Below are 24,197 nucleotides of genomic sequence, written 5' to 3'. Positions count from 1 at the left end.
CTGGGCGTTCGGGCGCTTGCGAAGCAGTGCTTCGCAAGCAAAGCGCCCTCACCCTTGGGGGCTCGATGGCGCCATCCATGGCGCCAACGGTCCCGCCAGCCCACCCCGACCCAACCCTCTCGGCATTTCGGTGACGGACGGCAAGAGCGTTGGGTTTCCAAGTGGGAAGAGGGGGCAGATCCGTTTTCCTGCGGAAAGCGAATCTGAACCCCGAAGCGGTGCTGTTGCTCTTGCTCTTCTTTCTTCAATCCGGGGTGGACGCGCACGGAAACTGTCCGTGGCCGGGAGGGTGGGCTGCGCAGGGGCGTGAGCCGCATGGATGCGGCGACCGAGCTTACATGGACGTACTTGCAGCGGCCCCTGCGCAGCCCACCCTCCCGGCCAACCCTCAGTAGCCACGCGCCTACCGCGACCACCCCGAGGGGCTTCGCCGTTGGCTGGATATCCAGATACCCCGTAAACAAAAACGCCCCAGCGCAGGGCCAGGGCGTTCTCGTGCATCAGGTCAGGCAGGCATCAGAACTCCTGCCAGTCTCCATCAGCCAGTTCGGTGGCCATCGGACGACCACCGGCGCTGCGGCGGGCTGGCGGGGCGACCGGGGTCGGTGCGGCAGGTGCGGCAGCACGCGGGGCCGGGGCAGCGGCGATGCGCGGGGCAACCACGGTCTCGGCTTCGTCTACCACGAAGATCGACACGGCCTCGCTGAGGTGACCGGCCTGTTCTTCCATTGCGCGTGCGGCGGCGGTGGCTTCTTCCACCAGCGCGGCGTTCTGCTGGGTGGTTTCGTCCATCTGCACCACGGTCTGATTGACCTGCTCGATGCCAGCACTCTGTTCCTGCGAAGCCGCGGAGATCTCGGCCATGATGTCGGTCACGCGCTGCACCGATGCGACGATCTCGCCCATGGTCGCGCCGGCCTTGTGCACCAGCGCCGAGCCGTCATTGACCTTGCCGACCGAGTCGTCGATCAGGCCCTTGATCTCCTTCGCGGCCGCAGCCGAGCGCTGGGCGAGAGTACGCACTTCGCTGGCGACCACGGCGAAGCCACGACCCTGTTCACCGGCACGCGCGGCCTCAACCGCGGCATTCAGTGCCAGGATGTTGGTCTGGAAGGCGATGCCGTCGATGACGCTGATGATCTCGGCGATCTTCTTCGACGAGGCTTCGATGGCCGACATGGTGGTGACCACCTGGCCGACGACTTCACCGCCCTGCGAGGCGACGCCATGCGCGCCGATGGCGAGCTGGTTGGCCTGGCGGGCATGCTCGGCGTTCTGGCGCACGGTGGAGGTCAGCTCCTCCATCGAGGCGGCGGTTTCTTCCAGGTTGGCGGCCTGCTGCTCGGTGCGGCGCGACAGGTCACTGTTGCCCGAGGCGATCTCGCCGGCGGCCGAGCTGATCGCGCGACTGGACTGCTTGATGCGGGTGACGATCTCGCTCAGCTGCGCGGCGGTCGCGTTGGCGTCGTCGCGCATACGGGCGAACACACCCTGGTAGTCGCCATGCATGCGAACGGTCAGGTCACCCTGCGACAGCGCGGCGAGCAGGCCGGAGATCTGTTCGATGCTGCCGGCGTTGGCGTCGAGCAGGCCGTTGATCTGCTGGGCCAGCTGCAGGAAGAAGCCTTCCTTGTCGCTGGAATCGATGCGGCCGGACAGGTCGCCGGCAGCGGCCTGGGCGATCACGCGGGCCACTTCGGCTTCCACCTGCGCTTCCTGGGTGCGGTCGCGCCATTCCACCACGTAGCCGACGGTGTCGCCGCCTTCATTGCGGATGGTGGAAACCACCTGGGCGAACTGGGCATCGCCGTACTGCATCGGGCGACGGGCGACGCCGTGTGCCTTCAGGTTGCCCAGCAGGGTCTGGTCCATCTCGCCGCGATGCTCCAGCACGGTGACCGGCTTGCCGATCAGCGAGGCCTGCGCGTCGAAGTCCGGCAGGTCGCGGCGCACGTCGTCCTGGTACTGGCTCAGGGTCTGCTGCAGGGCGCGATTGGTGTAGACGATGGTATTGCTGGTGTCGGTCAGGTACACGCCGGTGGAGCTGTAGTCCAGCGCGGTGCGGATGCGCAGGTTCTCGCGGGCGATGGCCTGGTCGGTTTCGGTGCGCTCGCGCAGGTCGCGCTGCATGCGCTGCATCGCCTGCATCAGTTCGCCCACTTCATCCTGGCGGCTGACGTCGATGTGGCCATCGAGCTTGCCGCCGGCCACATCGTTGGCAACCGAGACGGCGCCGCGCACGCTGCCGACCAGGGCACGGGCAAACAGCCAGACCAGCACCAGGCCGAGTGCGGCGCCGCCCAGCAGGGCGATCACGGTCAGCACGGCCGAGGCGGAGTAGGTGGATTCGGCCTCTTCGCGCGAGGCGCGGGCGAGGCGGTTGTCTTCGGCGATCAGCGCTTCCAGCGCCGAAGCGGCCTTGCGGTGCTTGGTGCGGGTCTCGCCGACGAAGGTATCGATGGCGTCGTCCGGCAGGTCCAGTTCCAGCATCTCGGTGACGCTGTCATAGGAGGCCAGGGCGTCCTTCCATTCCTTGGCGAAGGTGTCGAACAGCTTCTTCTGCTGTGCGTTGTCGACCAGCTTCGGATAGTCCTTGATCGACTTGTCCATGCTGGTACGCAGCTCGACGGTCTGCTTGCGTGCATCAGCCTTGACGTCGTCACTGGCGCGGATCAGCTGCTGGTAGGCGGCGTTGCGGTATTCACCCAGCATGCCGCGCATCTCGCCGGCCATGCGGATGCTCTCCATGCGAGAACCCGCCAGCTCGGTGGTGACGTTGTTCAGCGAGTGCAGGCCGCGATAGGCGACGATACCCTGCAGCAGCATCACCAGCAGGAGGACACCGAAGGTCAGCAGCAGCTTCGGCATCAGTTTCAGGTTGTTGATCCACGGCATGGGCGTTGCGAGCTCCTAAGGCAGACGCGCCCGGGCATCGGGCCCGGTTGCAGCAGAAACCACGCCGGCGCCAGGTCCGGCGTGGTTCGACGGACAGCGGATTACTTGATGTTGGCCAGCTTCAGGCCGGCCGGCGAGCTGACTTCGATTTCGGCGCGCGAGGCGTCGCGCTGGATCTTGCCGATCACGCAGACGGTCTTGCCTTCCAGGGTTTCCAGCGGGAAGGAGAACTTGCCGCGGTTCTCGCCAGCGATGCGGGCCGAGAAGGTGTGGCGCGGGAAGGCGCCGCCCATGTACAGGAAGGTCGGCTGGCCTTCGGAACCTTCTGCGTAGCGGGCCTTCTCGACCTTGCCGCAGACCATGCCGTCCTTGCCGACCGAGCGCGGTGCCAGTTCCGGCGGGATCATGTCGGCCGACTGGGCGAACGCGGCGGAAGCAGTGGTGGCCAGGACAGCGGCCGAAACGAACGCAAGCAGGGACTTCATCGAGGTGTATCTCCGGGGATGGTGATGGTCGTTCCGGTCCTGCGCGCTCCTGCGCGACCGGCTTCTGTCCCCCTATCGGCACTGCCGGAGGGAACTGAAGGGTTTTGTGACCAGAACGTGAAGCAGGTCCGTTCGATCAGGCAGCGGCGTCTTCAACGACGCTGGCCTGGCCCATGTCGGCGCTGTCCAGCAGGGTCTCGATGTCGAGCAGGATCAGCATGCGGTCGTCCTGCGTGCCGATGCCGGAGATGAAGCGGGTATCGACGGCGGCGCCGAATTCCGGGGTCGGGCGGATCTGCTCGGCCGACAGCGGGATCACGTCCGAGACGCTGTCGACGACGATGCCGACCACGCGGTCGTCGACGTTCAGCACGATCATCACGGTGAAGGCGTCGTAGCGGGCATCGTCCAGGCGCAGCTTCAGGCGCAGGTCGATCACCGGGACGATGGTGCCGCGCAGGTTGATCACGCCCTTGATGTAGTCCGGTGCATCCGGGACCCGGGTGACCGCGTCATAGCCGCGGATTTCCTGGACCTTGAGGATGTCCACGCCGTAGTGCTCGGCACCGAGGGTGAAGCTGAGGAATTCGCCACCGGCACTGGCGGCGGAGCTGGTCTTGTCGTTCATCGAGGGGTCCTGGTTCTGCCGGAAGTCCCGGTGTCAGGCTCGATATCGGCCCCTCGTCGGGGGACTTTAGGTGCCGGGGGAAGACATCCACGCATGGCGTGGATCTACCGGGGAAGATGGGGGCATCCAAGCATGGCGTGGATCTACACGGGAAGCGGTAGTGCTGGCCGCTGGCCGGCAACCTGGCAACAATGTGGATGCGGCCATTGCCGGCCAGCGGCCAGCACTACCGGTCGGGAGGCCTTACAGCTCGCCGTTGCGGCGCGCCTTGCGCTGGCGGTCGATGCGGAAGATGTAGCGCTGGATGGCACTGTCGGCGCCACGCGGCAGGATGTCGAAGCGCATGCCCACGCGCTTGATCTCGATACCATTGGGTTGGCGCTGCGGCAGCAGGTTGCAGACGACCAGCTCGATCTCCAGGTCGGGGCCGTCGGGCAGCGACAGCATCGCCGGGTAGCGCTTCTGCAGGCTGAACACCGCGCAGTCGGTAGGTACGGCCACCGCCAGGCCGCCGCCGCTGATGTCCACCACCCGCATCGACAGCGCTTCGGCACGGCTCTCGCCGGCGGGGATCAGCAGCTGGGGTGAATCGGTGACTGGCGTCTCCAGCCGGTACATCTCACGTCGTTGCAGATGGACCAGTTCAATCGGCAGAGGGGCACGGAAGGCGACGTGGCCGTCGTTGTCCACACGCTGCAGTGCCTGCAGGCGGAACCGCACCAGCACGCGTTCGAGCTGGGCAAAGCACAGCAGATGGTCGGCCTGTTCGGCGGCGCGGTTGGACGCCTCCTGCGGGCTGCCATCGAGCAGCAGGGTGTCGTCGTCCTCGTCGAGCTCAAGCAGCGCGGTCGGGAACGAGCGGTCGCGGCCGTCGATATGCGCATTGATCAGTGATCGCTGGTCGATCAACGATCGCAGCAGCTGCCGCAGCTGGCGCGGATTACGGACCAGGAAACGTTCGTCAGCGGCATCAGCCGCGTGGACATCATGCACTGCAGTGTCGTTGCCGTCGGACATGGAATCTACGGTCAGGGGCGGGCGCCAGCACGCGTTGGCGCGAGGCTCGATGGGGATATCGGCCACTGTGCCCGATTATGAAGTGAGAATTGCATCACTTTCCATGCGTCAGGGGTCGGATCCCTTTCCCGAAGGAAAGGGATCCGACCCCGGGTACATCAGAACTCCTGCCAGTCGCCGTCTCCGGCCAGCGCCGGCTGGGCCGTCGCCGTGCGCAGCGTACGCGCCGGGACCGGCTTTGCGGCCGGTGCGGCGGCTGCGACCTGGCGCGGTACCGGTGCCGCCAGCGGGCGTGCCGGGATGGCCGTCGTGCCCTGTGATGCCAGCCGGAAGCGGGACACGGCTTCACCCAGCTGCACGGCCTGGTCTTCCATTGCACGTGCGGCAGCGGTGGCTTCTTCCACCAGCGCAGCATTCTGCTGGGTGGTCTCGTCCATCTGCACCACGGTCTGGTTGACCTGCTCGATGCCGGCACTCTGTTCCTGCGACGCTGCGGAGATCTCGGCCATGATGTCGGTCACGCGCTGCACCGAGGCGACGATCTCGCCCATGGTGCTGCCGGCCTGGTGCACCAGGCTGGAGCCTTCGGCGACCTTGCCGACCGAATCATCGATCAGGCCCTTGATCTCCTTGGCGGCCGCAGCCGAGCGCTGGGCGAGGGTGCGCACTTCGCTGGCGACCACGGCGAAGCCACGGCCCTGTTCGCCGGCACGTGCGGCTTCCACTGCGGCGTTCAGCGCCAGGATGTTGGTCTGGAAGGCGATGCCGTCGATGACCGAGATGATCTCGGCGATCTTCTTCGACGAGGCTTCGATGGCCGACATGGTCGTGACCACCTGGCCGACCACTTCACCGCCCTGCGAGGCGACGCCATGTGCGCCGATGGCGAGCTGATTGGCCTGGCGGGCGTGCTCGGCGTTCTGGCGCACGGTGGAGGTCAGTTCCTCCATCGACGCGGCGGTTTCTTCCAGATTGGCGGCCTGCTGCTCGGTGCGGCGCGATAGATCGCTGTTGCCCGACGCGATCTCGCCAGCGGCGAGGGTGATGCTGGACGCGCTGGCCTGGATCTGGCCGACGATCTGCGTCAGCTGCGCGACGGTGGTGTTGGCGTCGTCACGCATGCGTGCGAACACGCCGTTGAACTGGCCGTCCATGCGCGCGGTCAGGTCGCCGGCGGCGATCGACTGCAGCAGCTGCGAGAGCTGGCCGAGGTTGCCGTCGGCCACCTGCATCATGCTGTTGAGCTGCTCGATCATCACGCGGAAATCGTGATCGAAACGCTGCGCATCACCGCGCTGGCTGAAGTCGCCGGCGGCAGCCGCCGAGGCCAGCTGCTGGATCTGCGTGTTGATGGCCAGCAGGCTGGCCTTGGCCGCATCCATCGACTCGTGCAGGATCGCGCGGCTGCCGGGCAGGCGGCGTGCGTCCGGGGTGAGGTTGCCGGTGGCGTACTGGTTGAGCACGTCGATGGCATCGCGGATCGCGTCGAGATGTTCGAAGATGACCGTGTTGATGCCGCTGGCCAGCTGCCCGTAGACGCCCGGGAAGTCTTCCGGAATGCGATGGCTGATGTCCGGACCGGCGTGCATCTGCGCCATCAGCTGGGTCTGCTCGGAGAAGCGGCGCAGCATCGCGGTCATTTCGGTGGTGGCGGCCAGCATCTTGCCGGCTTCATCCTTGCTGGTGGCCTGGGTGCTGACGCTGAGATCGCCACGGGCAACGGCCTGGATCGCGTGCACGGCCTTGCCGAGCGGGCCGGTGACGGCGCGCGAGATGACCGTTGCCAGCGCGGCTGCCACCAGCGACAGCAGCACGATGCAGCCGATGATGGCGATCATGCTGGCGCGGTGGGTGGCATTTGCATCGGCGATCTTGGCATCCATCAGGCCGGCGATATGGGTGCCGAGGGTCTTCATCGCAGCGAACAGGTCACGGCGGGCCGGGCGCGACTGTTCGTCGGAGATCTGCCGTGCCAAGGTGCCGTCGCCTGCCGCGACGGCTTCGCGCATGGCCTTGTTGGCAGCGAAGTAGCGGTCCAGCTGTACGTTGGCCGCAGCGTACAGCTCGCGCTCCTTGGCCAGGGCTGGCAGTGCCGAGTAGGCGGCCAGTTCGTCATGTACGGCCTTGGCGGTGTCGTCCATGCGCTTGTAGTAGTCGGCCACCTTGTCAGGCTGGTCGAGCATGCTCAACAGAGCCAGCTCGTAGGTGCGGAACTCGCCGAGTTGCGAGCGCGCCTCGCCGAGATGCTGCACCGAGGGAATATCGTTGCTGGCCATTTCGCCCAGTTGCTTGTTGGCCTCGTTGAGCCGCAGCAGTGCGAATGCGCCGAGGACGAGGGTCATCAAGGTGGTGAGGGTGAACCCCACGGCCAGCTTGCGGGCGATGGGCAGATCGTGGAACCACTTCATGCAGGGTGCTCCAGGTGGGCAGGGCGCCGGCGTCGTTGCGTCGGCTGGGGGTGGTTGCAGAGCGAACGGTGGTGCCCGGTGGGGGTTCGGTGACGGCCGTCAAAGCGAAATAGCGGCGCAGTTCGGATGGACTTTATGGACGCAGATCACATTCGGTTGCGTAGGGACGGCGTCGCGAAAGTGGTGCCATGACAGGGCTTTCGCTTGAACGGCAAGGTTGCGCCCGAAACCTTCGTGTAGACGGAGTTCACGGTATGCCTGGCGAAGCGAGCGCGGTCAGATCGTGGCCGTGCGCGCAAACGAAAACCGCCGCCCCGAAGGGCGGCGGTCCAGTGCACGCATTCAACGTGGATCAGGCGGCCTGCGGCATCCGCAGCGAACGCACCAGACCGCCGATGTCGACGATCAGGGCCACGCGGCCATCGCCAAGGATGGTGGCACCGGATACCCCGCCGATGCGGCGGTAGTTGTTCTCGATGTTCTTCACCACCACCTGCTGCTGACCGACCAGCTCGTCCACTTCCAGCGCAATCTTCTGGCCATCACCTTCAACCACCACCACCAGCGATTCGCTGCCCGGTGCGCGGTTGCCGTAGCCGTAGTACTCGCTCAGCGACAGGATCGGCAGATACTCGCCACGCACGCGCAGCACGCGGCCTTCGCCGGCCATGCTGCGGATGTCCTCGGCCTGCGGCTGCAGGGCCTCAAGCACATAAGCCAGCGGCAGGATCAGGGTTTCACCGGCCACCGCCACCGTCATGCCATCGAGGATGGCCAGGGTCAGCGGCAGGCGGATCAGCGTGCGGGTGCCAGCGCCGAGGCTGCTTTCGATCTGGACCTCGCCCCCCAGCGCCTGGATGTTGCGGCGGACCACGTCCATGCCGACGCCACGGCCGGACAGGTCGGTGACTGCATCGGCGGTGGAGAAACCCGGCTGGAAAATCAGGTCCCAGACCTGCGAATCGGTCGGGTTGTCCGGCACCGCCAGACCGCGTTCGGTGGCCTTGGCCAGGATCTTGGCACGGTCCAGGCCGCGGCCGTCGTCGCTGACTTCGATGACGATATGGCCGCCCTGATGCGAGGCTGCCAGGGTGATCGTGCCGGTCTCGTCCTTGCCCGCATCACGTCGCACGTCGGGCATCTCCAGACCGTGGTCGATCGAGTTGCGCACCAGGTGCACCAGCGGATCGGCGATCTTTTCGATCAGGCCCTTGTCCAGTTCGGTGCCTTCGCCGACGGTGCGCAGGCGTACCTGCTTGCCGAGGCGGCTGGACAGGTCGCGGACCAGGCGCGGGAAGCGGCGGAACACCGCATCGACCGGCAGCATGCGCACGCCGATCACCGCTTCCTGCAGGTCGCGGGTGTTGCGTTCAAGCTGGTCCAGGCCGGCGAACAGGCTCTCGGCGTGGACCGGGTCCAGCGCGTGCGAGACCTGCTTGAGCATGGCCTGGGTGATGACCAGCTCGCCGACCAGGTTGATCAGTGCATCGACCTTGTCGACGCTGACCCGGATCGAGGTTTCGGCTTCCTGGCCGCCAGCGCTGCTGGCAGCGGCGGCGGGTGCCGCCGGTACAACGGCAGCCGGTGTGGAAGGGGCGGGTGTGGCAGGTGCCTCGGTGGCCAGGCTCGGCGGCGCAGCCGGACGGATGTCCAGTTCGCAGTCGTCCAGCACCCAGGCGAAGGTGTCTTCGATCTTGCTGCGCGGCACCTTGCCGACCAGACCCAGGTCCCACGCCAGGTGGGCCTCGAGCGGGTCGAGCTGGGCGAAGCCGGGCAGGCGTTCCATGCGCGCAGCCACCTGCAGCGAACCGAGATGTTCCAGTTCGCGGATGATGCGCAGCGGGTCGTTGCCGCTCATGAACAGCGATGGCGCCGGGGTGAAGCCGATCTGCCAGGCTTCCGGCGTATCGTCCACCTTGGCTGCGGCGGCCGCGGGGGCGCTCGCTGCGGCCTCCCCGGAAAGAACCGCCTCCAGGCGCGCCTTCACCGCAGCAACTGCGGCGGGATCGGCGGCCTGGCCGTGTTCGGCTTCGCGCAGCAGGGCGCGCAGCACGTCCACCGAGGACAGCATGGCGTCGACGGCGTGGCCTTCCAGCGCCCGCTTGCCGGCACGCAGCTCATCGAGCAGCGTTTCCAGCACATGGGTCAGGCCGGCGATCGCATCGAAGCCGAAGGTGCCGGCGCCGCCCTTGATCGAGTGGGCGGCGCGGAACACCGAATTGATGATCTCCGCGTCCTGCTGCCCCGATTCCAGGGCCAGCAGGCCAGCCTCCATCGCGTCGAGGCCTTCGCGGCTCTCCTCGAAGAAGGTGGCGTGGAAGCGTTGCAGGTCCATGCTCATGGCAGTGGTGGTCCGGAAGCGAAGAGGGGGAGCGGTGGCGGGCGATCAGCCCAGCACTTTCTGCACGGTGGCGACCAGCTGTTCCGGATTGAACGGCTTGACCAGCCAGCCGGTGGCACCGGCGGCCTTGCCTTCGGACTTCTTGTCGGCGGCCGATTCGGTGGTCAGCATCAGCAGCGGCGTGAACTTGTAGTCCGGCAGCTGGCGCAGTTCGCGGATCAGCGCGATGCCGTCCATGTTCGGCATGTTGACGTCGGTGACTACCGCATTGAAGCGCTGGCCCTTGGCGCGACCGAGCGCGACCGCGCCGTCTTCAGCTTCTTCGACGGCAAAACCGGCCGAGGTGAGGGCGAAGGACACCATCTGGCGCATTGACGCCGAATCGTCCACCACCAAGATACGTGCGCTCATGCAGCGTTCTCCACAGATTTCAGGTTGTCATGGGTTACGTCCAGGCCCAGGGCCTGGGTGACGCCCAGCAGGCGCGCGGCGTCACGGAAGGTTGCAGTGCAACCGTGGATGCCGGTGCCGAGGCCTGCCTCGCGGCGGGCCTGCACGAACGCACACAGCACCTGCACGGCGGCCGTGTGGATGCGGGCGACCTGGCTGGCATCCAGGGTCAGCTCGCCTGCCTGCGCCACCAGCGGGGCGAGGCGGTTCTTGAGCTCGGTGGTGCTCTCGATGCCGAGATCCCCACCCAGTTCGACAGTGCTCATCGTTGCTCCGGACAAACGGTTCCGTGATCCATAACGGCACCCCGGTGGGGTTCTTTAGGGGAATCGACGCGGTGCGTCGATGCGGTCGCTGTTGAAAAGGGGACGGAGGGGATTAAGTCGCAACTGGCTCGGCGCTTTGCGCCGATGCGGTGCCTGTCGGGTACGCAAGGTGTTGATCCGTTGGATCAACACCTTACGTCCCCACTGCGTGGTCGCCGTTGCCGAGGGTGGCTGCGGAAGAGCCTGGTCGATTGCGACTTAATCCCCTCCGTCCCCTTTTTGCGCTCAGCTCAGCAGCCGGGTGGCATCCAGCAGGATCATTGGGCGCTGGCTGACCCTGGCGACGCCACGGAACAGGTCGTTGGAGATCTGGCAGATGCGCGCGGTATCGGGCGGTTCGATCTGCGAATCGGTGAGGTTGGCGACATCTTCCACTGCCGACACGCGCAGGCCGATGGTCTCGCCGTCTTCCTCCAGCACCACGATGCGGGTCTGTGAGTTGTCTTCGGCGGCCGCGGCGCCCAGGTGCAGGCCGAGGTCCATCACCGGTACCACCTGGCCACGCAGGTTCATGATGCCCAGCATGGCCGGCGCAGTGCCGCGCAACGGCAGCAGCGGCACCGGCAGCACCACTTCCTGCACCTTCAGCAGTTCCAGTGCATAGGCCTGGGTGCCGCAGCGCAGGCGCAGCCAGCGCGAGGTGCGCTCGCCGGCGCGTCGGTTCTGCGGATGCGGGCTGCTGGCGGGCCGATGTGCCTGTGCCTGCAGCTCCTGCCAGCTGCTCGGGCGGTTGCCTGCTGGCGCGTCCACGGCCACGCGCGGGGGCGGTGCGGCATCGGTGCGCACAACTGGAGCGGGTGCTGTGACCACGGCCGCTGGTGGCGCAGGAACGTCCTCGCCGCCGGCAGCGGCCTCGAACGCGGCTTCCAGGCCGGGGCTGTCGGTGTGGGCGAGTCGATGGCTGTCGGCCGGATCGGTCTCGTAGATCACTTCGTCCGGCAGGTCGTCCCATGTAGGTTCCGGGCCGGACTTGGCGGTGGCGGGAGCAGGGGCCGTCTCGTGGATCACCTCGTCAGGCAGGTCATCCCAGGTCGGTTCGCGCTCGGGGGCGGCGACAGGCATTGCGGCGGCCTCGAAGGCGGCCTCCAGTGCTGCGTCGTCCTCTGCCGCGGCAGCAGCAACAGTCTCCGTTTCGTAGATCACTTCGGCGGGCAGATCGTCCCAGGTGGGTTCGCGCTCAGCCGTTGCGGCCGCGTCGAAGGCGGCTTCGAGTGCGGCGTTGTCGACGGCAGGCGCAGCGGCGACGGTCTCGGTTTCGTAGATCACCTCAGCCGGCAGGTCATCCCAGGTCGGCTCGCGTTCGGCGTCGGCTGCAATTGCTGGGCGCGCTTCGTCGCTCGCCGGCGGCGGTGCAGCCGGTGGTGCCACGGCGATCGCTTCGCCCAGCAGTTCGTCCAGGTAGTCGTCCAGTACACCGGTGCTGTTCATGCGGCCTGCTCCAGGGCGCGGGCATCCTCGCCGAGGATCCAGTTCAGCGCGCGGCGATAGGCGGCCAGGCCGCGGCCCGGGTAATCCTCACCAACGCTCGGCAGGGTCAGGCCGGCGGCGTTGCTGATGCGGGTGTCGATCGGAATCGCGTCTTCCCACACACGGGTGCCGTGACGATCCTGCATCGTGCGCAGCGACTCGTTGCCGGCGCGGGTGCGGCGGTCGAACAGGGTCGGCAGGATCGAGATCGGCAGCGGGCGGCGGCGCGAGCGTTCGACCATCTCGCCGGTGCGGACCATGCCGTCCAGGCCATGCAGGGCCAGCGGCTCGGCCTGGGTGGGGATGATCAGGCGATCGGCTGCGGCCAGCGCATTGATCATCAACAGGCCGAGGGTGGGGGCGCAGTCCAGCAGGATGTAGTCGTGCTGGCCCTGGTGGCGCGCAAGCGCGTTCTGCAGTGCCAGGCCAAGGCCAGGCTGGTTGGCGCTGCGGCGTTCCAGCGTGGCCAGCGCGGACTGTGCGCAGACATAGTCCAGGCCATGGATGCTGCTGGCATGGCACAGGCTGGAAAGATCGGCGGGCGGGGCGCCGAACAGCTCCAGCACGCCAGCCGGCGGCGGGTCCACCGGTACGCCGAACGCGCGGCTGAGCGAGGCGTGCGGATCGAGGTCGATCAGCAGCACGCGATGGCCAAGTGCGGCCAGTCCGCGGCCGAGGGCGAGGGTGGTGGTGGTCTTGCCGACTCCGCCCTTCTGGTTGGCGACTGCCCAGATGCGCATCGGTTTACTCCTTCATTGCCGGGGGAACGGCGGCGCCGACGCGGCTGCCAGCCGGCACCGGCGGCAACTTCACCGGTGCGATGGGGGAGGTGGGGGCGGTAGCCGGAGTTGCCGCGGCTTGTTCGGTATCGGTGTTCCGGGTGGCACCGGTGGCTGCGTTCAGGCGCTGGCCGAGAGGGTCCACCGAGTGCGAGGTGTCGGCCAGGATGATGACCATCACCCGGCGGTTGCGGTTGCGGCCCTGCGCGCTGTCGTTCTCTTCGCGCGGGCGGAACTGGCCGTAACCGACCATCGCCAGCCGCGACGGCTGCACGCCCTGGTCGGCGAACAGGTGCACCACGCTGGCCGCGCGCCCGGCCGACAGTTCCCAGTTCGACGGGAAGGTGGCGGTGGCGATCGGTACGTTGTCGGTGTGGCCTTCCACGCGCACGCTGTTGGGCACGTCGCGCAGGACCTCGGCCAGGCTGGCCAGGGTCTGCCGCGCATGCACGTCCAGCGCCGCCGAGCCGGTGGGGAACAGGATGTCGCTGTTGATCTCGACTTCGATCCACAGCTCGGTGCGGCGCACGCTGATCATGCCGCGGTCGATCAGCGGCGCGAGCGCGGCGGTCAGGCGGTCGGCGATGCTGTTGAGCTGGCGCTCGGCGCGCGCGATCTGCTCCTGGTTGTGCACCGAAACAGGCATGCGCATCTGCGAGGCCATCGACGGCAGCAGGGTCGGGTCGTGCGACGGCGCAGGCGCCGAGGGCCCGATCTTGGTGCCGGACTTGATCACCGAGGGGCTGTCCCAGCCGCCACCCTGCACCTGCTTGTTGCCGACCTGTACCGGATTGATCGTGCGCGGCGCGCCCCCGAAGGCATCGGTCAGCGCGTCGGCCATGATCCGGTACTTGCCTTCGTTCACCGAGGAAATCGCGTACATGACCACGAAGAAGGCGAGCAGCAGCGTCATCAGGTCGGCATAGGGGATCGCCCATGCTTCGTGGTTGGCGTGCTCTTCGTGGTGCTTGCGGCGGGCCATGTCAGTGCAGGAAGCCGGAGAGGTTGGTTTCGATGTTGCGCGGGTTTTCGCCCTGGGCGATCGAGATCAGGCCTTCAATGACCATTTCGCGGTCGCGGGTGTTGTGCGAGATCACACTCTTGAGCTTGGCGGCCACCGGCAGGAACAGCAGGTTGGCCGAGGCGATGCCGTAGATGGTGGCGGTGAACGCTGCGGCGATGCCGTGGCCAAGCTTGCTCGGGTCGGCCAGGTTCTTCATCACCGCGATCAGGCCAAGCACGGCACCGATGATGCCCAGCGTCGGTGCATAGATGCCCATCGCTTCGAAGACCTTGGCACCGGCCTGGTCCTGGTGTTCCTGGCTGCCCAGTTCGATTTCCAGCATGTGCCGCATCGATTCGGGCTCGACGCCGTCCACCAGCAGCTGCAGGCCCTTGCGCAGGAACGGGTCCTGCTGCGCCTCCACCTGCGATTCCAGGCCCAGCAGGCCCTGGCGGCGGGCGATGTTGCTCCACTCGACGATCTGCTGGATCAGTTCGCGGCGATCGCTGTGCGGCGGGCGCACGACCCAGCGCACGATCTTGAAGGCATGCTTGAACACCGCCGGCGAGGTGTGCAGCAGGATCGCGGCGACGGTGCCGACGATGACGATCACGAACGCCGCAGGCGACCACAACGACGCCAGGCCGGCGCCCTTGAGGATGCTGCCGCCGACCAGCGAGGCCAGGGCGAGAAAGAGTCCAATGAGGCTGAGTCTATCCATGGTTCCGGTATCGGCGTGTATGAATGGGACTTGAGACACCGGTAGATCGCGTGCAGACGGTGGTCACAGTTTTCGGGGCGCCGGGCATGGCCCGGCGGGGTTCATCGCAGCCCGTCCACGTCCAGGATCAGCGCCATGCGACCATCGCCGATCAAGGTTGCACCGGCATAACCGCGCAGGCCGCGCAGCGCTTTCGGCAGCGGCTTGATGACCACTTCCTCACGCCCGCGTACCTGGTCCACGACCAGCCCGAAGCGCGCTTCGCCAGCCTGCAGCACCACGATGGTCAGCAGGGGCGAGGCGGCCGGTGTCACATCCAGCCACTGGCGCAGATCGACCAGCGGCAGCGTGTGCGAGCGGCGGTCGAGCACGGCACGGCCATCGAACCAGCCCAGCGAGGTGCGCGGCGCGTGCAGCACTTCCATCACGCGGGCCAGCGGCAGCGCATAGACGTCCTCGCCGGCCTGCACCAGCAGGGTCGGCAGGATCGCCAGGGTCAGCGGCACGCGGATCAGGAAGCGGCTGCCACGGCCCAGTTCCGACTGGATCTGGATCTGGCCGCTCAGTTCGCGGATGCGTGACTGCACCACGTCCATGCCGACGCCACGACCGGAGATGTCGGTGACCTGCTGCTTGGTCGAGAAGCCGGGCAGGAACACCAGGTGCAGGCACTCCTCGCTGCTCAGGCGGGCGGCGGCTTCCGGATCGATCAGGCCCTTCTCGCGCGCCTTGGCGCGCAGCTTTTCCGGGTCGATGCCGGCGCCATCGTCCTGTACCTCGATGCTGACGTAGTCGCCTTCCTGCTGTGCCGACAGGCGCACATGGCCCATCCGTGGCTTGCCCTGTGCCTCGCGCAGGTCGGGCATTTCCACGCCATGGTCGATGGCGTTGCGGACCAGGTGCACCAGCGGGTCGGCCAGCGCTTCGACCAGGTTGCGGTCGAGCTCGGTCTCGGCGCCGATCAGTTCCAGGTCCACTTCCTTCTTCAGCGAGCGGGCGACGTCGCGGGCAACCTTGGGGAAGCGCGAGAACACCTTGCCCACCGGCTGCATGCGGGTGCGCATCACTGCCGACTGCAGGCGGGCGGTGGCGATATCCAGAGTGGACACGGCCCGGTCCAGCTCTTCATCGCGCAGGCGTGCACGCAGGGTCTTGAGCCGATTGCGTGACAGCACCAGTTCGCCGATCAGGTTGACGATCGCGTCCAGGCGCTTGGTGTCCACGCGCACGGTATGTTCGGCCTCGGCCAGCGGCTTGGCGGCCGGCTTCGCCGCCGGTGCCGGTGCGGCGACCGGGCGCGGCGCTGCGATCGGTGCCGGTGCCACCACGGCCGCAGGCTTGGTGCCCGGTGCGGCGCCACCGTGCAGCTGGTCGAGCAGGGCTTCGAACTCGTCTTCGCTGATCAGTCCGTCGTCGGCCTTCTTCGCTGGCGCGACCGCGGTCGGCGCGTTGCCACCATGCAGCTGGTCGAGCAGAGCCTCGAATTCGTCGTCGGTGATCAGGTCGCTGCCACCCGCGGTGGGTGCTGCGGCGGCGGCGGGTGCAGCCACGGCACCGCCGTGCACGTCGAACTGTGCGATCAGGTCCGGCGGCGCATAGCCCGGCTCGGTGCCGGAGGAAACCGCGTCCAGCATCGACTGCAGGTAGTCCAGCGATTGCTGGGCCGCGTCGAAGTGGTGGGCCTGCAGCACGGCCTGGCCGGCACGTGCGGCGCCCAGCGCCTCTTCAGCGGCATGGCACAGCTCGACCATGGCGGTGACGCCGAGGAAGCCGGCGCCGCCCTTGAGCGTGTGGTAGCCGCGGAACACCGCGTTGAGCTGATCGCTGTCCTGCGGTGCCTGCTCCAGCGACACCAGCTGTTCGCCGAGGCGATCCAGGATCTCCTGCGCCTCGATGATGAAATCGGCAGTGATGTCGTCGGATACCGCGCTCATGCTTACAGCCCCAGATCCGACAACAGGTCGTCGGCGTCGTTCTGCGAGACCGCGTGGCGGTCCAGTCCCTTCAGTGCCGGCCCGGCCAGTTCCGGGTCGGTGCGATGCTGTTCCGGCGGCAGGCCGAGCGCGCCGAAGCCTTCGTGCACGCGGCGGACGATGCCGACCACGCGACGGATGATCTGCCCGGTCAGGTCCTGGTAGCTCTGGGTCAGGGCGATCTCGGTCAGGTTGTGGCGGATGCGCTCGAGCTGCGCGTCCTGGCCCGGCTGCAGGCCTTCGGCGCGCAGCTGTTCGGTCAGGCTGCGGCATTCCTCGGCCAGGTCCAGGGTGCGGTGCGTCGCCTGTTCAGTCATCGCCACCACGTGGTCCAGTCGCGCGCAGGCGTCGTCCAGTTCGCCGGCTTCGCTCGGCACGGTCGGCAGTTCGCCCAGCGCCTGTCCCAGCTCGCGGGCCAGCCGCGAGAGGCCGCTCATCATCGGCTGCGTGCGCAGCGCGACCAGCCCATCGATGCGCTGCCGCCAGGCGGCTTCGTCACCGGATTCGAGCGCGTCCAGGGCCTCCTGCAGGCGCAGGGCGAGGGCGTTCTTGTCGACCGTGGTATCCATCAGGCGCTGGCCGCCAGGCGTTCGAAGATCTTGCCGAGCTTCTCTTCCAGCGTCTGCGCGGTGAACGGCTTGATGATGTAGCCGTTCACGCCGCTCTGGGCGGCTTCGATGATCTGCTCGCGCTTGGCTTCTGCCGTGACCATCAGCACCGGCAGGGTCTTCAGCTTGGCATCGGCACGGATGGCCTTGAGCAGCTCGATGCCGGTCATCACCGGCATGTTCCAGTCGGTGACCACGAAATCGAACGGCTGGCTCTGCAGCAGCGACAGCGCGGCATGCCCGTCCTCGGCTTCGGCGGTATTGGTGAAGCCCAGATCGCCCAGCAGGTTCTTGACGATTCGACGCATGGTCGAGAAGTCGTCGACGATCAGGATGCGCATGTTCTTGTTCAAAGCAGAATTCCTTTGTTGTTCATTCCGGACGGCCGGGGGCAGCCGCCTCGGGGATGTTCATTCTTCGAGGCCTGCGTCGGCAGCCTCGAACAGCTTCAGCCGGCCACGCAGGCGCAGTACCGCCTGGCCGTGGATCTGGCAGACCCGCGACTCGCTCACGCCGAGCACCGCGCCGATCTCCTTCAGGTTCAGTTCCTGCTCGTAGTACAGCGAGAGCACCAGTTGTTCGCGCTCGGGCAGGTGGCCGATGGCCTTGCCCAGCTCGCGACCGAACTCGCCGCGCTCCAGTACCTGCTGCGGGGTCGGCCCGCCCTGGGCGACGGTGTCCAGCTCGCCCTGGTCCTCGATGCGCGATTCCAGGCTCAGCACCTGGCCACGTGCAGCGTCTTCCATCAGCCGCAGGTACTCGGGCAGCGGCATCTCCATCGCGGCGGCCACTTCAGTGGCGCTGGCGGCACGGCCACTGCTCTGTTCCAGGCGGCGGATGGTGGCGGCGGCATCACGTGCACGGCGGTGCACCGAGCGCGGGACCCAGTCACCACGGCGGATCTCGTCGATCATCGAACCACGGATGCGGATCGAGGCGTAGGTCTCGAAAGAAGCACCCTGGTCGGCGTCATAGCTGCGCGAGGCTTCGATCAGGCCCATCATGCCGGCCTGGATCAGGTCGTCGACCTCGACGCTGGCTGGCAGGCGCGCGGCCAGGTGGTGGGCGATGCGCCGCACCAGGTCCGAATGCTGGGCGATGACTTCGTTCGCCGCCGAGCGCTGCACTTCCCTGTACTGGGCTGCGCCTTTCATGCCGTCACCCCACGCTGCTTGAGGATGCGTTCGAGGAAGAACTCGACGCCGCCACGCGGTTCGGTCGGCGCCTGCCAGCGCGCGGTACGGCGCGCGATCTCGGTGATCGCCAGCGCCGCCGGGCTGGACGGATAGGCCTTCACCACCGGCTGCTGGCGCTGCACCGACAGGCGCAGCCAGTCATCCTGCGGCACGCAGCCGAGGTAGTTCAGCGAGACATCGGCAAGGAACTTCTCGCAGACGCGGGTCAGCTTTTCGTACAGCACGCGGCCCTCGTTCGGGTCGCGCACCATGTTGGCCACCACTTGGATGCGGTCCACGCCGCGCTCGCGCGACAGCACCTTGATCAGTGCGTAGGCGTCGGTGATCGAGGCCGGCTCGTCACAGACCACCACCACGGTGTCCTGTGCGGCCTGGCAGAAGGTCAGCACGCCATCGGTGATGCCCGCGGCAGTGTCCACCACCATGATGTCCAGCTCGCGCTCCAGCTCGGAGAACACGTTGACCAGGCCAACGTGCTCGGCCGGAGCCAGCTCGGCCATGTGGCGGCGGCCGGATGCGGCCGGAACCACCAGCACGCCGTTCGGGCCTTCGACGATGACGTCATCCAGCGTGCAGCGGCCGGCGACCAGGTCGGCCAGCGTAAAGGTGGGGTTCAGCCCCAGGATCACGTCGATGTTGGCCAGGCCGAGGTCGGCGTCCAGCAGCAGCGTGCGCTTGCCCATGCCGGCCAGTGCCACGGCCAGGTTGGCCGACACATTCGTCTTGCCCACGCCGCCCTTGCCGCCAGTGACCGCAATGGTGCGCACAGGGCCGAGCGGCTCGCTGCGGGTGGCCGACAGCGGGAAGGTCTTGGTCAGCTTGGCGTACTCACGCGACGGCATGGTTCAACTCCGGGTTGCAGGGCATATCGGCCGCGCGGCGCAAATCTTCAAGGCGAAGTACAAGATTGGCTGCACTGGCCCGGTGCAGGTCCTCCGGGACGTCCTGGCCATCGGTCACCCAGGTGATCGGCAGGGCATGATCCACGGCCACCGACAGGGCGTTGCCGAAGCGGCCGGTCTCGTCCAGCTTGCTCAGTACCAGGCCCTGCAGGTTGGCGGCGCCGAAGCGGCGGACCACCTCGTCCATGTCGCCGAAGCTGGTGTTGGCCGGCAGCACCAGCAGGGTGCGGACCTGGCGGGCGGCACGCAGCCACTGCAGCTGGGCGGCCAGGGCGCGGTCGCGCGGGCCCAGGCCGGCGGTGTCGATCAGCACCAGCTTGTAGTCCTTCAAGCGTTCCAGCAGCTGGTCCAGGTCGGTGCCGCTGTTGGCCTCGTGCACCGCGATGCCGAGCTGGCGGCCGTAGCCGTACAGCTGCTCGCGGGCACCGATGCGGGTGGTGTCGGTGGTGACCAGGGCCACGTCACGCGGCGCGTGCTTCTCGGCGAAGCGCGAGGCCAGCTTGGCGATGGTGGTGGTCTTGCCAGCGCCGGTCGGGCCGACCAGGGCGATCACGCCGCCTTCTTCCAGCGGGTCGACCGGGGCGATCGGCAGCTTGCGCGAAATCAGCCCCAGCATCAGGCCGCGGCCACGGTGGGCTTCGGTCTCCAGTGGGATCTGCATGGCCACGTCGCGGGCGAGGCCGGCATCGAAGCCATACTCGTCCATCAGGTCCAGCGCGGTGGCGCGCACCGGGCAGCCGCGCAGGCGCTCGTCGGTGAAGCGGTTCATCTCGCGCTCGATCACATGGCGCATGCCGGCCACTTCCTGGCGCAGCTGGCGGATCTCGGCGTCGTCCTGGGCCACCAGGGTCAGTGCCGGGGCTGGGGCCAGCACGGGGGCAGCGCCGGTTTCGTCGCTGGCTTCGACCGGTGCCGGTTCGCTGGCAACGATCCCGGGCTGCGCTTCGGTCACGGCAGCGGTCGGCAGCGGCGGCGGCTGCACAGCCGGGGCCGCGTTTTCGTGATGCGCCTCGTGCGGCGGATCAATCTGGAAGCGGGCGCGGTTGGCCGGTGCGGCGGTGCTGAGCGCCGGTGCGACGATGGCTTCGGCGAACGGAGCGAAGATCTGATCCGGCAGCGCCGGTTCGTTGACGGCGGCGCGTGCCAGGGTGGCGGCGAAGCCGGTGCTGCCGCGGGTCGGCACGATCTCGTCCGCGCTGTCCAGGGTGCGGCCGGTGGCGCCGACCGCAGCGCGGGCGAGGGCAGCCACGGCCGAGGTGGTTGCGGCGACCGGTTCCGGTGCCGGGGTATTGCTGCGGCGGCGGGTGACCGCGGCGATCACCGCGTCGGCGGCGGTGCGCGGCTTCGGCGCCGGCGGCGGAGCGATGTCACGACGCGAGGCTTCCAGTGCACGCTGCACGGCGCTCTCGTCGTAGTTGGCGGCGGCGACGATCTCGATGCCTTCCTCGATCCGGCGGTTGGACAGGATCACGGCGTCAGGACCATGTTCCTTGCGCACCAGGTTCATGGCCGAGCGCATGTCGGCGGCGACGAATCGTTTGATTTTCATGCTGTGGTCACGGGACGAAGACGGCGGGGTGGCGGTCGGAGAACTCGGGTGGTCGGTGGTCTGCACGGTGCGGGTTCCCCTTGGTATCTGTCTGTTGCGTTGGTTCGAAAGTGGTGTCTGTTTTCTGGCGCATCGGAGGGCGGCGTCAGCTGATCGTTCCGACCAGCTTCAGGCGCTTGTCCTCCGGCACCTCGCTGTAGGCCAGGACCGACAGCGACGGAACGCTGTGGCGGACCAGGCGGGCCAGCGCGGCACGCACCGGGCCAGGTACCAGCACGACCGCGGGCTCGTTGCGGGCTTCCTGCTTGCTGACGCATTCGGCCAGGCTCTGGTGCAGTCGCTCAGCGAGTCCGGGTTCCAGCGCGGCGCCGTTGCCCTGCGTGGACTCCTGCAAGACACGTTCCAATTGTGGGTTGAGCGTGAACACCGGCAGCTCCGCCGACATTCCGGCGATCTCCTGCACGATGAAACGACCCAGCGCGGTGCGCACCGCGGCGGTCAGTACGGCCGGGTCCTGGCTGTTCGGAGCGTGTTCGACCAGTGCTTCGGCGATCTTGCGCAGCTGGCGGATTGGAATGCGCTCGACCAGCAGGTTCTGCAACACGCGCACCACCGCCGACAGCGGCAGCGCCTTCGGCGTCAGATCTTCGACGAGCTTGGGCGCGCTCTTGGCCAGGTTGGCCAGCAGGTGCTGCACTTCCTCGTGGCCGAGCAGCTCGGGCGCGTGTTCGCGGATCAGGTGCGACAGATGGGTGGCGACCACGGTGGCCGGATCGACCACGGTGTAGCCCAGTGTTTCGGCCTGGGCACGCTGGTGCGGTTGGATCCAGGTGGCATCCAGGCCGAATGCGGGGTCCTTGCCGGCGATGCCTTCCAGCGCGCCGAGCGCGCTGCCCGGGTCCAGGGCTAGTTCGCGGTCGGGGTGGATCTCGGCGGTGGCCACCGGTACGCCGTGCACCAGCACGCGGTAGCCGTTGGCCGGCAGTTCCAGGTTGTCGCGGATGTGCACCGACGGGATCAGGAAGCCGACGTCCTGGGTCAGCTTGCGCCGCACGCCCTTGATGCGTGCCATTAGTTCGCCGCCCTGGCTGCTGTCCACCAGCGGAATCAGCCGGTAGCCGACCTCCAGGCCCAGCGGATCGACCGGGCGCAGTTCGTCCCAGCTCAGTTCGGCAGTCGGAGCCGGCGCGGCCGGGCGGCCGAGTGCGTTGAGCGCGGCAGCGTCATTGCCTGCGGCTGCCGGATCGGTGGCCGCGGCCTTGCCCTTGCGGTAGACCTTCCAGGCGATGAAGCCGAGGATCGCGGACAGTGTCAGGAAAGCGACGTTGGGCATGCCCGGCACCAGGCCGACCACGCCGATGATGCCGGCAGTGATCGCCAGCGCACGGTACTGCCCGAACACCTGGCCGGTCATGGCCTGGGCCATGTCCTGCGAACGCGAGGCGCGGGTGACCAGCATGGCCACGGCGCTGGAGACCAGCAGCGCCGGCAGCTGCGCCACCAGGCCATCACCAATCGACAGCAGGGTGTAGGTGGCAGCGGCATCGCCGAACGGCATGCCATGCTGCAGCACGCCTACGGCCAGGCCGCCGAGCATGTTGATGAACAGGATCAGGATGCCGGCAATGGCATCACCACGGATGAACTTGCTGGCACCGTCCATCGCGCCGTAGAAATCGGCTTCCTCGCGGACTTCCTCGCGGCGCAGCTTGGCTTCTTCACGCGTCAGCAAACCGGCGTTGAGGTCGGCGTCGATCGCCATCTGCTTGCCGGGCATCGCGTCGAGGATGAAGCGCGCGGTCACTTCCGAGACGCGGCCGGCGCCCTTGGTGATGACCACGAAGTTGATGATGGTCAGGATGGCGAACACCACGATGCCGACCGCGTAGTTGCCGCCGATCACGAACTCGCCGAAGGCGGCAATGACCTTGCCCGCGGCGTCATGGCCGTTCTGGCCGTTCAGCAGGATCACGCGGGTGGAGGCGACGTTCAGCGCCAGCCGCAGCATGGTGGTGATCAGCAGCACGATCGGGAAGATCGTGAAGTCCAGCGGGCGCTTCACGTAGACCACCGCCAGCAGCACCATCAGCGAGATGGCGATGTTGAAGGTGAACAGGGCATCGAGCACCGGTGCGGCCAGCGGCACCACGACCATGGCCAACAGGGCCAGCACGATCAGCGGTGCGCCAAGGCCCTGGCGGATCATTTCCAGCGCGCGGCGGGTGTTGAAACCGGTGGAGGGCTGGGCGCTCACGGGCGGCCTCCCTTGCCGAATTCATCCACCTGGATGTGCGGGGCGTCCGGCATCGGGCCAGTGCGCCAGGCGCGCAGCTGGTAGACGTAGGACAGGACCTGGGCGACGGCCGAATACAGTCTCACGGGGATTTCCTTTCCGAGTTGGCCTTCCCGATACAAGGCGCGTGCCAAAGGCGGGGCGGAGACAATAGCGACCTTGTTGCCGTCGGCCACTTCACGGATGCGCAGCGCGGTCTCGTCCACACCCAGGGCGACCACTTTGGGGGCGTTCATGGCGCCGCCCTCGTATTTAAGGGCGACCGCGTAGTGGGTGGGGTTGACCACCACCACGTCGGCAGTGGGCACCGCCTCCATCATCCGGCGGTTGGCCATCTGCTGCTGCAGCTGGCGGATGCGGCCCTTGACCTCGGGGCTGCCCTCGCTTTCCTTCATTTCCCGGCGCAGCTCTTCACGCGTCATCTTCAGCTTGCGCATCCAGTTCCAGCGCTGGTAGGGCGCATCGATGGCAGCCAGCACCAGCATCGCGCCGGCGGTGGCCAGCAGCAGGCGCAGGGTGAAGCCGAGGCCGTCGGTGATGGCGGTCTCCAGCGGGTGGTGGATCAGCCCGCGCAGGGTGTCGAAGCCGGTCCACACCACCAGCCCGGCGGCAACGCCGACAAAAGCCACGCGCAACAACGACTTGGTGAACTCGGCGATGGCTTCCGGGCCATACAGGCGCTTGAGCCCGCTCATCGGGTTCATGCGGTTGAAGTCGGGCATCATCGCCTTCTGCGACCAGCGCAGGCCGCCCATCACCAGCGGGGCGACGAAGCTGGCCAGCAGGCAGACCAGCACCAGCGGCGCGATCACCAGCATGAACTGCAGCAGCAGGTCGCCGAAGTGGCCGAACAGCGCCTTCGGGTTCTGCCGCAGGCTCTGCTCTGGGCTGAGTGCATGCTTCATCCAGGCGCTTGCACCGCGGCCGATCGAGCCGCTCATGGCCATCACCGCCAGTACGCCGGCGCCGAACACGGCGGCCGTGCCGAGCTCGCGCGAGCGCGGCAGGTTGCCCTGTTCACGGGCGTCGCGCAGGCGTTTTTCGGTAGGTTGTTCGGTCTTTTCGCCGGCGGATTCGTTCTCGGACATCACGGGCACTGCGGCAGGGGATGCCGGGGGGCGTGCAAGAAGTGTTCCGTGATGGGTTCATGTGCCAA

20 protein-coding genes are annotated in these 24,197 nt (G+C 67.5%); all 20 read right to left on the bottom strand.

Features of this window, described 5'->3' with window-relative positions:
* Positions 1–516: 516 nt before the first annotated feature.
* Positions 517–2,895, bottom strand: coding sequence for a methyl-accepting chemotaxis protein (locus N7573_RS17900; protein WP_279913907.1), 2,379 nt, complete (start codon positions 2,893–2,895; stop codon positions 517–519).
* Positions 2,896–2,996: 101 nt separating this feature from the next.
* On the bottom strand, positions 2,997–3,380 hold the full coding sequence (locus tag N7573_RS17895) for a hypothetical protein (RefSeq protein WP_010482470.1): 384 nt from the start codon (positions 3,378–3,380) through the stop codon (positions 2,997–2,999).
* A gap of 136 nt (positions 3,381–3,516) precedes the next feature.
* Positions 3,517–4,008, bottom strand: a complete 492-nt coding sequence (locus tag N7573_RS17890) for a chemotaxis protein CheW (protein WP_049401162.1) — start codon at positions 4,006–4,008, stop codon at positions 3,517–3,519.
* Between the two features lie 243 nt (positions 4,009–4,251).
* On the bottom strand, positions 4,252–5,025 hold the full coding sequence (locus tag N7573_RS17885) for a flagellar brake protein (protein WP_049401200.1): 774 nt from the start codon (positions 5,023–5,025) through the stop codon (positions 4,252–4,254).
* Between the two features lie 158 nt (positions 5,026–5,183).
* Positions 5,184–7,433: a methyl-accepting chemotaxis protein gene (locus tag N7573_RS17880; protein WP_279943237.1), complete on the bottom strand. Its 2,250-nt coding sequence runs from the start codon at positions 7,431–7,433 to the stop codon at positions 5,184–5,186.
* A gap of 352 nt (positions 7,434–7,785) precedes the next feature.
* Entirely contained in the window at positions 7,786–9,774 is a 1,989-nt protein-coding gene (locus N7573_RS17875; RefSeq protein WP_279912539.1) for a chemotaxis protein CheA, read from the bottom strand.
* A 45-nt stretch (positions 9,775–9,819) separates the two neighbouring features.
* Positions 9,820–10,185, bottom strand: a complete 366-nt coding sequence (locus tag N7573_RS17870; RefSeq protein ID WP_005409521.1) for a response regulator — start codon at positions 10,183–10,185, stop codon at positions 9,820–9,822.
* Complete coding sequence (locus N7573_RS17865) at positions 10,182–10,490, bottom strand: STAS domain-containing protein (RefSeq protein ID WP_279912538.1); 309 nt, start codon at positions 10,488–10,490, stop codon at positions 10,182–10,184. Before N7573_RS17865 ends, N7573_RS17870 begins: the two co-directional genes overlap by 4 nt.
* Positions 10,491–10,775: 285 nt before the next feature.
* Positions 10,776–11,978 carry a chemotaxis protein CheW gene (locus N7573_RS17860; RefSeq protein WP_279912537.1) on the bottom strand — a complete coding sequence of 401 codons (1,203 nt, stop codon included), beginning with the start codon at positions 11,976–11,978 and terminating at the stop codon, positions 10,776–10,778.
* Entirely contained in the window at positions 11,975–12,757 is a 783-nt protein-coding gene (locus N7573_RS17855) for a ParA family protein (RefSeq protein WP_005413243.1), read from the bottom strand. Before N7573_RS17855 ends, N7573_RS17860 begins: the two co-directional genes overlap by 4 nt.
* A gap of 4 nt (positions 12,758–12,761) precedes the next feature.
* Positions 12,762–13,778 carry a flagellar motor protein MotD gene (gene motD, locus N7573_RS17850; protein ID WP_032129222.1) on the bottom strand — a complete coding sequence of 339 codons (1,017 nt, stop codon included), beginning with the start codon at positions 13,776–13,778 and terminating at the stop codon, positions 12,762–12,764.
* Position 13,779: 1 nt separating this feature from the next.
* Positions 13,780–14,520: a flagellar motor protein gene (locus N7573_RS17845; RefSeq protein ID WP_010482457.1), complete on the bottom strand. Its 741-nt coding sequence runs from the start codon at positions 14,518–14,520 to the stop codon at positions 13,780–13,782.
* A gap of 101 nt (positions 14,521–14,621) precedes the next feature.
* The gene (locus N7573_RS17840; RefSeq protein ID WP_049401174.1) at positions 14,622–16,454 is read right to left on the bottom strand and encodes a chemotaxis protein CheA; all 1,833 of its coding nucleotides are present in this window, start codon (positions 16,452–16,454) and stop codon (positions 14,622–14,624) included.
* A 2-nt stretch (positions 16,455–16,456) separates the two neighbouring features.
* Complete coding sequence (locus N7573_RS17835; RefSeq protein ID WP_006442968.1) at positions 16,457–17,062, bottom strand: protein phosphatase CheZ; 606 nt, start codon at positions 17,060–17,062, stop codon at positions 16,457–16,459.
* Positions 17,062–17,454, bottom strand: a complete 393-nt coding sequence (cheY, locus tag N7573_RS17830; RefSeq protein WP_006365466.1) for a chemotaxis response regulator CheY — start codon at positions 17,452–17,454, stop codon at positions 17,062–17,064. Before cheY ends, N7573_RS17835 begins: the two co-directional genes overlap by 1 nt.
* A gap of 57 nt (positions 17,455–17,511) precedes the next feature.
* The gene (locus N7573_RS17825; protein ID WP_049401180.1) at positions 17,512–18,255 is read right to left on the bottom strand and encodes an RNA polymerase sigma factor FliA; all 744 of its coding nucleotides are present in this window, start codon (positions 18,253–18,255) and stop codon (positions 17,512–17,514) included.
* Entirely contained in the window at positions 18,252–19,139 is an 888-nt protein-coding gene (locus N7573_RS17820; RefSeq protein WP_049401182.1) for a P-loop NTPase, read from the bottom strand. Before N7573_RS17820 ends, N7573_RS17825 begins: the two co-directional genes overlap by 4 nt.
* The gene (gene flhF / locus N7573_RS17815) at positions 19,126–20,748 is read right to left on the bottom strand and encodes a flagellar biosynthesis protein FlhF (RefSeq protein WP_279912536.1); all 1,623 of its coding nucleotides are present in this window, start codon (positions 20,746–20,748) and stop codon (positions 19,126–19,128) included. The genes N7573_RS17820 and flhF overlap by 14 nt, the downstream gene beginning before the upstream one ends.
* A gap of 145 nt (positions 20,749–20,893) precedes the next feature.
* On the bottom strand, positions 20,894–22,954 hold the full coding sequence (flhA, locus tag N7573_RS17810) for a flagellar biosynthesis protein FlhA (RefSeq protein ID WP_153855598.1): 2,061 nt from the start codon (positions 22,952–22,954) through the stop codon (positions 20,894–20,896).
* Between the two features lie 44 nt (positions 22,955–22,998).
* Positions 22,999–24,129, bottom strand: coding sequence for a flagellar biosynthesis protein FlhB (gene flhB, locus N7573_RS17805; protein WP_049461531.1), 1,131 nt, complete (start codon positions 24,127–24,129; stop codon positions 22,999–23,001).
* Positions 24,130–24,197: the final 68 nt, after the last annotated feature.

It is taken from the genome of Stenotrophomonas sp. GD04054, assembly GCF_029836955.1.
Lineage (GTDB): Bacteria > Pseudomonadota > Gammaproteobacteria > Xanthomonadales > Xanthomonadaceae > Stenotrophomonas > Stenotrophomonas maltophilia_A.
This window is presented reverse-complemented; position numbering and strand designations above follow the sequence as displayed.